General features: G+C 63.6%; 11 protein-coding genes and 1 pseudogene. 5 read left to right on the forward strand and 7 right to left on the reverse strand.

From position 1 onward, the window contains the following. The 7 genes from ABZ896_RS27815 to ABZ896_RS27845 all read right to left on the reverse strand — a co-directional run bounded on the left by ABZ896_RS27815 (nucleotide 1) and on the right by ABZ896_RS27845 (nucleotide 6959). Nucleotides 1–525 carry a transposase gene (locus ABZ896_RS27815; protein ID WP_360934761.1) on the reverse strand — a complete coding sequence of 175 codons (525 nt, stop codon included), beginning with the start codon at nucleotides 523–525 and terminating at the stop codon, nucleotides 1–3. After that, the gene (locus ABZ896_RS27820) at nucleotides 522–1004 is read right to left on the reverse strand and encodes a winged helix-turn-helix domain-containing protein (RefSeq protein WP_360934728.1); all 483 of its coding nucleotides are present in this window, start codon (nucleotides 1002–1004) and stop codon (nucleotides 522–524) included. Before ABZ896_RS27820 ends, ABZ896_RS27815 begins: the two co-directional genes overlap by 4 nt. A 415-nt stretch (nucleotides 1005–1419) precedes the next feature. Then, nucleotides 1420–2919, reverse strand: a complete 1500-nt coding sequence (locus ABZ896_RS27825; protein ID WP_360934731.1) for a hypothetical protein — start codon at nucleotides 2917–2919, stop codon at nucleotides 1420–1422. Between the two features lie 323 nt (nucleotides 2920–3242). Continuing rightward, nucleotides 3243–3602 carry a hypothetical protein gene (locus tag ABZ896_RS27830; RefSeq protein WP_360934734.1) on the reverse strand — a complete coding sequence of 120 codons (360 nt, stop codon included), beginning with the start codon at nucleotides 3600–3602 and terminating at the stop codon, nucleotides 3243–3245. Nucleotides 3603–3606: 4 nt separating this feature from the next. Further along, nucleotides 3607–3900 (reverse strand): hypothetical protein, encoded by a 294-nt coding sequence (locus ABZ896_RS27835; RefSeq protein ID WP_360934764.1) that lies wholly within the window; start codon nucleotides 3898–3900, stop codon nucleotides 3607–3609. 499 nt (nucleotides 3901–4399) lie between these two features. Beyond that, complete coding sequence (locus ABZ896_RS27840) at nucleotides 4400–5047, reverse strand: transposase (protein WP_360934737.1); 648 nt, start codon at nucleotides 5045–5047, stop codon at nucleotides 4400–4402. Between the two features lie 787 nt (nucleotides 5048–5834). Next, complete coding sequence (locus ABZ896_RS27845) at nucleotides 5835–6959, reverse strand: hypothetical protein (RefSeq protein WP_360934740.1); 1125 nt, start codon at nucleotides 6957–6959, stop codon at nucleotides 5835–5837. 70 nt (nucleotides 6960–7029) lie between these two features. Between ABZ896_RS27845 and ABZ896_RS27850 the strand changes: the two are divergent. The 5 genes and pseudogenes from ABZ896_RS27850 to ABZ896_RS27870 all read left to right on the forward strand — a co-directional run. Next, nucleotides 7030–7158 (forward strand): annotated as a pseudogene (locus tag ABZ896_RS27850) (5-formyltetrahydrofolate cyclo-ligase); the annotation flags it as partial. A gap of 525 nt (nucleotides 7159–7683) precedes the next feature. Next, entirely contained in the window at nucleotides 7684–8772 is a 1089-nt protein-coding gene (locus ABZ896_RS27855; RefSeq protein ID WP_360934743.1) for a hypothetical protein, read from the forward strand. A gap of 2 nt (nucleotides 8773–8774) precedes the next feature. Further along, complete coding sequence (locus tag ABZ896_RS27860; protein WP_360934746.1) at nucleotides 8775–9530, forward strand: hypothetical protein; 756 nt, start codon at nucleotides 8775–8777, stop codon at nucleotides 9528–9530. A gap of 39 nt (nucleotides 9531–9569) precedes the next feature. Further along, a complete protein-coding gene (locus ABZ896_RS27865; protein WP_360934749.1) occupies nucleotides 9570–10547 on the forward strand; it encodes a hypothetical protein in 978 nt (325 codons plus the stop codon). A 136-nt stretch (nucleotides 10548–10683) separates the two neighbouring features. Then, nucleotides 10684–11004 carry a hypothetical protein gene (locus tag ABZ896_RS27870; protein ID WP_360934752.1) on the forward strand — a complete coding sequence of 107 codons (321 nt, stop codon included), beginning with the start codon at nucleotides 10684–10686 and terminating at the stop codon, nucleotides 11002–11004. Nucleotides 11005–11810: the final 806 nt, after the last annotated feature.

Raw genomic sequence — 11810 nt, forward strand, 5'->3', positions numbered from 1 at the left:
TCATGGTGGTTTGCGTAGTCCGGTGGTGGTGAGGCAGCCGTCGAAGACGTCGTGTCGGTACTGGAGTCGGTGAAGGCCGCGCCGGATGGCGGTGATCAGGTCGTCGGGGTCGGCGAAGGCCCGGTTCGCCTGGCTGATGCGCCGCAGCACGGACCACAGGCTTTCCACCGGGTTGAGGTGGGGTGCGTAGGGCGGCAGTTGAGTGACGGTGAGCCACTCACGGTCGGCGGTGCAGCGGCGCATTCCGGCGGTGAGGTGGGTGTTCAAATTGTCCCAGACCAGTGCGATCGGGCCGCCGAGCTGATGATGAGCGGTCTGGATGAGGTCGCGATAGTCGGTCCAGGAGAAGCTCTTGCGCCCGTCCGGTCGGGCATCGGGACAGAGACGGTAGATCAGCCGGGAGGGCGGTCCGGCCTTGTAGCAGAGCAGGGCGGCCACCGAGAGACGGCGGCGGGAGCGCCCCCTGACCCGGACGACGGGAGTATGGCCGCGGCGCGACCAGGTGCGGGTAGTGGGCGGCGTCATCGAGAATCCGGCTTCGTCTTCGATGACGAGCCAGGCGTCGAGCGCCGCCATGGTCCTTCCACGTCAGGCCAGGTCTCCTTCACCCAGCCGGCCACCGCCGCCTCGTCCCGCTTGATGGCCCGGCGGGCGGGAACCTGGCAGCTCCAGCCGTGCCGCTTCAGCAAAGCCGCGACGCCCTGGACGGTGTAGCTCCTGTGGAATCGACGCCCGATCAACGTCTTGATCCGCGACAGGGTCCACGTCTGGTCCGGCCAGCCGTGCGCCACGGGGCCCTTGAGCAGCTCACGCTCAAGTACGGCGAAGAGATCGTCGCTCAGCACGGGCAAGGACGCCGGCCCTTTCGAAGCCAGAGCTCTCGGCCCGCCCTGGGACCAGGCGCTACGCCAGCGTTGCACCGACCGGACACTGACCCGCAGGTCATGGGCGATGACGACGTTCTCGTCCCCGCTTTGGAACCACTCGACCACCTCCAACCGCAACTTCTCCCGGAAGGCCCGCCGTTCGTCCGTGAGTCCACCACCCTGCGCGTACCTTTACAGGCGGCATACCGCAGGGATCACGAGCCGTCAGCCCCTACGACACCACGCTTTGAAGGTCGGCAAGAGCGGAAGGTATGGATCACTCCTCGAAGGAGGACGTCCACGACCTGTGCGCCTACCCAACCTCCCGGGATCTGGCAGTTCTCCTCGAAGAGCGGCCCTGGATACTGACGGCGGGCTTCGAGTGCCACAGGTTGCACGAGGTGACCTGGGAAACCGCCGGGCCTCGGCCTGTCTGTGAAGAGGAGTACCTCAGGCAGACCGCCGGCCGGGGTTCGGGGCGGCCTCTCAGGCCTCGCCGAGGAGTCATCTCCCGCACAAACGCTGCCTCTGCTGACCGAGTCCGGGAGGAGTGTCAGCGGTGACCCGACATGATCGGATCGGTGAGCTCGACGGCCATGTACGTCTCAGCCGTCCTTGCCTCCAGCACCCCGCCTCTGGCTTCGGGCCTTTCTACCACGAGGGGAACACCGCGCAGGAGTCCGGCCGGCACCTCCTGGGTCCTATACGCGTCGGCCATCTCCCGCCTGACCGTCACTAGTCGCTCGTCCTCGCGCTCGTAGAAGGTGCGCCGCGCTTCACGGCTCATCTCCTCACGCTCCTCGTCCGCCCCGCGCTGCACGAGCAACGGGGCCGCAGGGAACAGGGGATCCTCCGCTGGGATCTCCGTCTGCATCTGGTGCAGACGGGCGCAGGCCGCGTACAAGCCACGCGACAGGCCCATGTGAAGACCAATACCGGGGATACGTCCGACCACGAACTCCCGCACTGCCAAGTCCTGTTCCTGCCGAATCCGTTCGTAAGGCACCCCTTCGGCCAGCACACGCGCGCGTAGATCGCGGGTACCGGCATCTCGTTCAAGCGGCCTCACGGCGCTCTTCCGCCTGGATGGTCCGCCAGTTCCCGCCCCCATCCCCGCAAGCGGGACGACCCGCAGGTCCTGGACTGCCCCGAACGCCAAGGCTCGGAAGACGAGAAGTTGGTCCCGCGCGACGCTGAGCAGATCGTCCGGGGTCTCGTCCAGTGAGGGTTCACCCCCGTCACTCGGGGGGTCTGGTAGGGAGGGGACGCCGCCAACTGGGGACGGACCCACGAGAGCGGTGTGCACCATCATGACGAGGTGGTCGTCCTCCCAGCGGCCGGGCTCCGGCAGTACCGTTCCGCAGAGCACCTGCCGGTGTGGGACGGCGATCTCCGCCGTCGCCTGGTCCAGCTGCCACTGTCCGTCGCGCATGTCGCCGACTCCCAGTGACTTGCGCGCCTTGGCTTCGATCAGCCACGGCAACGCCTCGACCGCGTGATTGCCGTAGAGATCCGGGAGCTTCTTCGTCGGATCCACCAGCTCGGGTATGCCGCAAGCCTCCAGGTGCACGGTGGCCGGCAACCCCGCCATACCGACTGTCAGCCACTGGGCCATCGTCATGCCCAGGTGGTATCCGAAGGCGGCATGGGCGCTGCGTTCTGTGCCGTGGCGGTAGACGGCGTTTACGAACAGGCGCCGCCCGGCCGCTCCGGAGGGCGCTTTGAAGTCCTTGAGTGTCAGGTACGCCTGGAGTGGGGCAACGCGGGCGATGAGTTCGTTGACGGCGAATGCCGGCGTCTTCCGCAGCCAGGGTGCCAGGTCGCGGCCCGCGCTGGTTGCCGCCGTCACGAGCTGCCGCCAAGTAGTAGTGGCCAGGAATTCGCCGTCTGCCGGGAGCGCGTCGGTCGCCGGCCATGGCTGCGCGGCCTTCGGCGCCTGGCGGCGATCCCACTTCGCCAGGTCTCCGTCGGAGCGCACGCGGACAGGTATGTCGAGAGCATCGGCCAGCGTGAAGGTGAAGTCCGCAGCCTCAGGAGGAGGGGTGAGCGCCATGAGGGGAGCCTGCCAGAGTGCGCGACTCCACCTCCACCAGTGACCAGACTGGACGGTCCGCGCTCAGCGCCACATCGGCCAGTTCGAACAGCGCGTCCGCACGTCTGGTCAGGAGTAGAACTCGTACCGAAGGAGTGAAGTTCGGCGAACGGATCCTGCAGGTTGATCGTGATGCAGCAGACTCTTCCCACGGCCGTCGTTCTGAGCGAGGTGTTTCTTGGTCGGAACAAATGCTCAGCCGAAGGCCGCCCGCACGTGCGGCTGTTACCGGACCGAGTGATCAAGTAAGATAAGCCGGACGACGTCCGAAAATTAAGATCAAGTTAGATGCGGTGGGCAATCTTCTCGTCACGAAGGGCCCGAAGCATCGATCTCAATTCTTCCTTCCGCGCGAAAGTCGTCGTCGGATCGTCGATTTCCTCTTGTACCGTCGCCAGAGCCCTCTTGATACCCTGCGCTATCTCGCGCCGTTCGGCAGCGGCGCATCCCCAGTTGACCAATACACTCACCACAATTGCGAGCACCGGGGCCGCGTACAGAAAGGCGTCGCGCCAGAAGCCCTGCGGGTCCAAGTGGTTGCCAATCGCGGCCGTGCTGATGCCAGCTCCTGCGCCTCCAATGGCCGCACTGAGCTGATCGTAATTGAATACTCTTCGCGGCTGTACCTGCACAGCAGTTGTCACAAGATCACCGCACCTTACGGTCCGGATTGACAACCTTCTCCAAGAACCTCAGCGCTTCGCTCCTGTTTGAGAGATCGAGGCTCACCTCATCCTCTCCGTCTTGGACTACTACTCGTTTTGGGTGCCGCGATCTAGCCCAAAGCGCGATCGTGCGCGCCACGGCAGAGACGGCAGTCAGGCTGCCGAGCGCCGCGATCAGCGACTCAATCTCCACTTTCCCCCCTTTGCGACCACCTGCATCGCAGGTGCTCCGGACCGCGACACGGAGCGAGCCAGCTCGTGCCGAGGATCTGCTCAGTCATGCTCTCAACTCGGAGGCCACTCTGCCCATCACTCAGCACCAGGTAGGCGTCCACCGATCCGGCCCACGAGTCGGCCTGAAGCCGCTCGCGGCACTCGCCGGTCAGCCCAACAGGCTACCGCGAGAGGCACATCGTGTGCAGTTCGCCAGCCGCGGCGCGGAGGGAGCCCCGGCCCAACCCCGCCTCACCGCAGTCCGGGTGGGGATGGGCGGATCGCGGGACGCGCGGGCCCAAGGTGTGTCAGTGCGGCTCGGATCCGGTGGTCGACATCGACGTCGTCGGCGACGTGACTGAAGTGTTGTGCACAGGTGGGGTGTTGGCGGAGCATAGAGGCGACTGAACTGGCACTGTCACCCTGCAAGGTGCGTAGCCATGCCGCGATGTCCTTCTGAGGTCCCCACTGATCCCAGTGACCGTCCCATTCGAATGCCCCGTCACAGCACTCCTCGAGAAGGTCGAGTGCGCCGCTGTCTGCCACCCGCTGTGCAATGCGAATCAGCCACATGATCGTGGCATCGACTTCCCCTCGCTCCGGAGACCGGTGCGTACCCAGGAGTGCGGCCATCGCGCGGACGATGTCGATAGCACGCTGGGCATCGGCCAGCAGCGTCGGCAGGAGCGACGCCGCGACAGACTCCGTAGCTCCTCTCTGAGGGCCGGATCAGTGGTGACCAGAAGGGCCTTGATCTGGTTCACCGCCTGCCGTTTGGCTTTCACAGCGGAGTCTCTCGCCATCAGGTACATGCGCGCGATCTCGACCGGACCATCGCCTGCCTTCACCGGTGACTGCGCACGGCCGCTGAGGACGGACCGGGCTGCAGCTACCGCGTCCCCCTCGTCGGACTTGCTCCGCCGGCGCCGCGCTGCAGGCCCAGGGCCAGGAGCCTCAACCACGGTGATGCCTTCAGCCAGCAGATGGCGCGACAGCGCCGCACCGTAATTGCCAGAACACTCGACTCCGGCACGTCGAACTGCACCCCACCGACCGGCCCAGTCGGCAAGTCGGCCGTAGCCACTCGCTGTTGCTGGGAAGCGGTCAACACCTAAGACGTGGCCCGCCAACGAGACCACGGCCGCGACATGCACATCGCGATGCGTGTCGACCCCCAGCACCACCTCATCCGGCTCTGCAGCGCAGTCCACGGCTCGAAGCGGGTCTGACGACTCGATGGTTCATCCCCCGTCCCAAGTCAGCAGCCGCGCCGCCGACCCGGAGAGCGGTCACCAGTGACACGGTGCAGAGGACACCCCGCATTCCAGTGCTCCAGACACGCTCGCCCGGTCCAGCGTCCAAGCGCACTGCCTCGCCCCGCGTCGACACAGGATGGTCAGGACACGTCGGTCCGAGATGTCAGGAGCCAGTCCGCGGTACGGCAGCAGCGTTCGCTTCCATCCTCCCCAACCGCCGCCAACCCTCATGCAGATCACGCCGGCCGATCTACAGACCGCGGAAGCTCTCCCACCGCCGCGCGCCCTGTGTCTCCTTCAGCGCAGCCCGGTGCGCTCCGCGCGAAGGGCCACCACCGGCTCGTACGCGCCACACTCTGTACCTCGGGCGCCGGTCGGCGCACTCGACAAGCACGGGGCGAAACCGGCGCGACTGAGGATGTCATTGGCCAGTACGGCCAGCACCAAGCGCAACGGGGTGCCAGCCGCGGGGCTTCGATGAAGCGCTGTGTGACTCTCACGTGAGGCGTGTGACGATGGCGCGGCAGGTGGCCTGGAGTTCTTCGTCGTTGGCGGTACTGCGGAAGTGGCCGCTGCGGCGTGAAAGTGCCAGTTCTTCAATGACTCGGGAGAGGGCGGGGGCAGCGGCGAGGCCCATGCGGTTCAGGTATGCGGCTACGTAGTTGGAGGTTGCGTCGTTCTTCGCCCAGGCGCCCAGCAGCGTCTCGACGACAGTGGGTGCCTCGGCCGTGCCTCCGATGTCTCACAGCACGGCAGCCGCGTGGATGCGGGTCCATTCGTAGCCATCGGCCAGCATGGCCCTTAGGCGTGGCAGTGCCATCGCGGCGGGTTGGCCGATCCAGCCAAGGACGTCGGCCGCAGCACGGTGCACGTGCGTGTCGAGCAGGTCGTTTAGCTTCGGCACGGCACTCTCAAAGTTGCCTTCGAGCTCCCACAGCGCACCGGTGTCGGCCATCCGGAGGTCGATGTCCCGTGCGTCGGCAAGCGGGCGAACGACGTGAAGGGCGGTTGCGGCCCGAGGGCCGAAGCCCGACAAGGCGTGGAGGGCGGTGGCTGCGGTGCGCCAGTTCTCTTGCCGGATCGCGGCGGTGACGGCGTTCGTGAGCGCGGGTATGGCCGCCGGGTCACGCAGTGCGGCAAGAGCGGACAGCAGGGCGCCGGTACTCGAGCCGAAGCCGTCCTGGGAGAAGTCCGCGCCAACCAGGCGCCGGTTCAGCCGAGGCACAAGATCACCGGCGGCCGGACGCAGTTGCCCGACGACTTGCAGGGCTCGCCAGGCGTCGACGTCGTCATCCAGCGCGTTCAGCAGACAGGGCAGCGCTCGCAGATCTTCAAGGCGGGCCAGTGCCAGGACGGCTTCTTGGTGGGCCCGGCGCGGCAGCGGTTGCGGCGCCGCCCGCACGTCCCCACCGTGCATGGTGCGTTGTATGTCGACGTAGGAGGCCAGGGCTTCCCGGGCGGGTTCGGATACGGGGGCCAGGACTCTGAGGGCCTCGGCAGCCGAGCCAGCAGTGTAGGGATCGTCGGGCAGCAGGCAGTCGGCGAGGTGAAGTACCAGCTTGGTGTGGTCACCGCGCCACGCCGCCATCAGGTCCTGGGCCATACGGATCGCGTCGTAGGGAACGGCGGCATCGGGACTGCGAAGCTGGTCCGTGAGCAGAGACGTCCGCTCAGGGATGCGGGCGTCCAGCACCGCGTGTAAGGTGCGCAGCAACGACGTGGTCGGCGCGTGGACGCGGTTGTGCCGCTCCAGGTCCTCGAAGGCCGCAGCTATCTCCGGCGGAACGTTCTGCACCGTGGGCGGCGGGGAAGCCGAAGCGCCGGTGTCTCCCTCAGCGTTGGGCTCGTGCGCGTCGCCATCGGGCATATGTGACGGGGTAGTCGTGGACTGCCGGAGAAGTTCAATCGCCTGCAGCACGAGGTAGCGCCCGATCCGTTTCAGCGTGGACCTGATCGTGACGCCGGACGAGGTGATTCAGTGCCCCAACCGGCGCCGGCCGCGAGGGCTGGTCTGGAACGACCTGACGGCGGAAAAGATTGAGGCTATCCCGGTGCTGGCTGCGCAAGTGAAGATGCGGAGCGTTGAGCAGGCCACCAGTTGGTCGCGACTGTCAGGTCTCAGGCGTGAGCAGTTAGTCAGAGGGCCACTGCCGACTCATGTCGGCAGTGGCCCTCTGACACGTGTTTTGCGTCGATCTCGTTCAATCTCGCCTTGAAATTTTCGACTGATTTCTATACGCCACTTGCAGCATCCACCCCGTGGACATGGACCTCACCCTTCCAATGCATGTGGCAACAAAGCCATCACCGAGCGTGAACGGAGTTCGTCCGGGCCTGGAGTTTCCCATGTGTGACACGGCGTTCGCGTGACATCAGGGGTGCACAACTGGCGGTCACGAAAGATCGACAATGATCACTTTCGGTCAGTCAGGATGGTGGTCTACTCCTTTTGTGGGCTTGTAGTTTGACGGAGTGTAATTAGATCTTGAAGTAGACAGCTACTGTGTGTTGCCTGTTAGGCCAAGGCACGCAACGCCTTCCGTCCGACTCTTGTGCGATCCGCCCAGCGGGGCCATGACTGAAGGAAGATCATGGGCTACGAGATAGATTTCCTCCCCGTCGGGGAGGAGTCGAGCGGTGGCGATGCCATCGCTCTTCGTTACGGCAACCTCCACGGTCCGCGCGAAGAACAGACCGTGATCGTGATCGACGGCGGCTACCTCGACGACGGCGAAGCGCTCGTCGAGCACATCCGCAAGTACTACGGAACCGGGATCGTGGGTCTTGTGGTTTCAACCCACCCGGACAGGGACCACATCAACGGGCTGCGGGTCGTCCTGGAGCAGATGACCGTCAAGAAGCTCCTCATGCACCTGCCTTGGAGCCATTCCGCGGACATGGCGCGAGCAAAGATGATCCTCTCCCTCAACGCGCGGGCACTGCGAACGGAGTTGAGAGATTCACTTCAGGGCGCAACCGACCTTGAAGAAGTCGCCAAGGCGCAGGGTGTCCTCATCGAGGAACCGTTCCTTGACTGGACGAGTGACGACGGCATCCTGCGCATTCTCGGTCCCACCGAGGACTACTACCGGGAGTTGTTGGCTGAGATCGTCGAGCCCGACTCTGCACAGGAGGCCAAGAAGAGCTGGGAAGCGACCATCCGGCATCTGCTCGCCAGAATGGTGCCGGAGACGCTCTGGACCGAGACGCTAGGCGAAGATGGTGAGACATCCGCCAAGAACAACACCAGCGCCATCTGCCTCCTAGACGTGGACGGCCGGAAGCTGTTGTTCACCGGAGATGCTGGCATTCCCGCTCTCGGACAAGCCCTCGACGTTCTCGAAGATGAAAGCTTCCAGCCCGGGAGCCTTGACTTCGTGCAGGTTCCTCACCATGGCAGCCGCCGCAACGTCAGTCCATCACTACTCGATCGCCTGCTCGGTCCCAAGGGAGAGACGACCGTCCTAGGGGAGGCGTTCGTGTCCGCGCCGAAGAAGAACGAGAAGAACAAGCACCCAGCAAAGAAAACCACGAACGCCTTCCATCGGCGAGGTTACCCGGTCTACGCCACACAAGGTCGGACGATTCATCACTCCTATGACGCTCCCAGCCGAGCCGGATACGTCCCAATCATGGCGCTACCACTGCATTCGCAAGTAGAGGAAGGTGGCGACGCGTAGCCGTGCTGTGGCTCGACGACTACGAACGCCGGGCGCGGCTTGCGCCTGGCCTGCTCGCGCTGCTTCCAGTCAGCCTTGCGCTGGCAGTCCTTGGTCTCAGCAAGGCTCCGGTTGTTGTATCGGTTCTCACCGCGCTGTCACTGGCCGGCGGTCCGATCGTCCTGGCTGAACTGGTGCGTCACCAGGGGCGGAAGGTTCAAGAATCACTCTGGGCATCATGGGGCGGCTCCCCAACCGTCCAGAAGCTCCGTCTGCGGCAAGAGGGCCAGAACTCACTACAGCGGGAGACTTGGCGGAAGGCCGTGGCATCTGTAACGGGGATCGAGCTTTCCGCGGCCCGTAGCGAGCGGGCCAACCCCGGGAAAGCCGATGAGGCAATCGAGGTTGCCATAGGGCAGATCCGCAGCCTCACCCGAGATGAAGAAAAGTTCCCTCTCGTACGCGCCGAGAACCGAAGCTACGGCTTTCATCGAAATCTCTATGGCATCCGTTGGACCGGACGGAGCGCTGCACTCCTGGTGGTGCTCGGCGTCTTGGCGTACATGTTGTGGCTTGCGAACGTTGACCATCAGCCTGCGCTAACGCTCGCGAATTCTCTCGCCCTTCTTGCCACCGTCGCCTGTCTCGCCATCTGGTGGGTCCTTCCCTCGCCCGTGCGGATGAAGAATGCAGCGGAGAGGTATGCCTACGAGCTGCTACAAGCAGCGGTTGTCCTTGCTGCCGAGAAGGCCGATTCCAGATCAGGTTCGCAAGAGTAGTCTCGCGCAATTTCCGAAAGGCTGGTTTGACTTCCGATGATGAAAATCCATTTTCTCAATGTCGGGCACGGGGACTGCACGATCGTCGAGTTTCCGTCAGGCCGGTTGATGATGATTGATATCAACAACTCGAAGAGCCTTCCTGAGGCAGACGAAGAAGCGCTGGCGGAAAGCAAGGGGGTTTCGCTATACGACTTCCGTTACCGTCGCTCGCAGCTGGTTAAGGGCGAGTTTCGAACATGGGAGGACTACTACAAATCTCTCCTGGTCGATCCAGCGGACTATTTCGCGGAGAATTTTTCAGACAAGAGAGTCTTCCGCTACATTCAGACCCACCCTGACATGGACCACATGAGTGGCCTGCATCGATTCTTTTGGCAGGACAAGATTGACCTCGAAAACTTCTGGGACGTCGATCATGATAAGCATCTAGAGGAGTCGGATTTTGAACACAGCAAGTTTTCGTACCTTGATTGGTTGGTGTACAAATGCCTAGGCTCGGGCATGGGGCCTGACGACAGCAAGCACAAGGTGCTGAAGAATCTTAGAGGAGCTACGGCGCAATATTGGGCCGACGACGGAATTGAAGTTCTATCGCCGACCCAAGATCTTATCGATCTCTGCGCCGCGAGTGAGAGCTACAACAACTGCTCCTACGTTATCAAAATGACGTATGCAGGTCGTACGGTTATCCTGCCGGGTGATGCGGAGGCGGCAGCTTGGAAGTCGGTCCTCGACAAGCCTGGGGAGGATGCCATTTCATGCGACATCCTAAAAGCATCGCATCATGGGCGTGAGTCGGGTTATCACTTGGATGCAGTTGATGCTATGTCCCCAGAGGTAGTGATTTGTTCAGTCGGCAAGAAGCCGAGCACTGATGCCTCTGACGAATACAAGAGCCACGGTGCCGAGGTCCTCTCAACGCGATACCACGGAACTATCACAGTTACCATCTGGGGTGACGGCGATATATGGGTAAACAACCATAAGGGCGAACGTATCTATACGATCGATTGAGTTGTGGCACTGCGCCGCACGACTTAGTCCAGCAATCTCCTAGGTCTGCGTCGGCACTGCAGAGAGGTTGCCTCTACTGGAAACGACGCGCGGATGGCGCCCTATTTCTTCCCGTAAAGGAAGGGGCAGCGGCCGGATGCCACAGCAGGGAAGTTTTGCCCGATTTGCGAAAGAAGCAGCCATCAGGAAGGGGTTCGCGGTCGGCTCATCATCAGGGGATGGCAAAGCCAAGCTGGCCGCAGCCTCAGGTATGTCGGAAGCAGACATATCCAAGATCCTCGCGGGCGAGCACGAGGTTCCAACTGACTTGCTCAAGTCCCTGGCCACGGCCATAGGCGAGAAGCAGAAAGATCTACCCCGAGCGGCTGGAACATTGGAGGACAAACCTGCCCAGCAGAGTCCTTCCGCTGACCGCACGGCTGGCCGCTCAGCACTTGGGTATCAAGTCGCCCAATGAACGATCAGCTGGGCAGCATCCACCGTCGAGCGCCTCGACCCGTTGCACACACCACCCCGACTGCCCGACATCCCCGAACCACGAGCCGACGGCCTCAGGCCCTTCCTCGGGCACTGGAGCCCCTACGGCCCCTGACACGACACCACCTGGCACCCACCCCGCGTCACGAAACGTGACTACCAAGAAGCGAATGGGCAGGGGCAGCCAACAACTCGGCGACCGGCTCCCGTCATGACCAAGTGCACGATGACGCCCCGCCGCAGCAGGCCGGCAGGGCATCGTCGTATCAGGTCCCGTCTACGCAGGACTCCCGCCGGAAACAGCCGACAAGCGTCCTCACCTGTCACGAGTCACCAACCCTGCGGACGCGCTCACGCCACAAGGCTCTGACCTGGACTTACTCGCTTATCCTGGACCGACTGGACGCCCATGGACGGTTTCTACGACATGTGCCATGTCGTACCGCAGGACTCGCACGCCAACACCACAGATCACGGATCAGGATCGGGACCAGGCGCGGACCAACTCGGCTCAGCAGCAGACGATTCCACGCTTTGCCGCAGGTCAGAGGCGACGGTGAGCTTCTACCACCCGCGGACGAAGAACCTGCTGGCGAGCTCCAGTCAACCTTTCGGCCAGAATGCCAGATCATGACTGCCGCCCCCACACGCGCGGACGCCCAGGCAGTCGCAGCTTGGGCCTTCTTCTTGGCTAAAGGTTGTCCCGTAAGCGATCTTGGAATTGGTGATGGGGTGGTGGCGGCCCCGGCTGCTGGTCTATCCGGCGAGGGCGAGGTTGTGGAGGCG

The sequence above is a fragment of the Streptomyces sp. NPDC047072 genome (genome assembly GCF_040643855.1).
In the GTDB taxonomy this organism is placed as follows: Bacteria; Actinomycetota; Actinomycetes; order Streptomycetales; family Streptomycetaceae; genus Streptomyces.

Excerpts from the sequence above, each read along its gene's own strand:
- ABZ896_RS27845 (WP_360934740.1), bottom strand. The coding sequence starts at position 6,959 with ATGCCCGATGGCGACGCGCACGAGCCCAACGCTGAGGGAGACACCGGC.
- ABZ896_RS27815 (WP_360934761.1), bottom strand. The coding sequence starts at position 525 with ATGACGCCGCCCACTACCCGCACCTGGTCGCGCCGCGGCCATACTCCC.
- ABZ896_RS27870 (WP_360934752.1), top strand. The coding sequence starts at position 10,684 with ATGCCACAGCAGGGAAGTTTTGCCCGATTTGCGAAAGAAGCAGCCATC.
- ABZ896_RS27855 (WP_360934743.1), top strand. The coding sequence starts at position 7,684 with ATGGGCTACGAGATAGATTTCCTCCCCGTCGGGGAGGAGTCGAGCGGT.
- ABZ896_RS27865 (WP_360934749.1), top strand. The coding sequence starts at position 9,570 with ATGAAAATCCATTTTCTCAATGTCGGGCACGGGGACTGCACGATCGTC.
- ABZ896_RS27825 (WP_360934731.1), bottom strand. The coding sequence starts at position 2,919 with ATGGCGCTCACCCCTCCTCCTGAGGCTGCGGACTTCACCTTCACGCTG.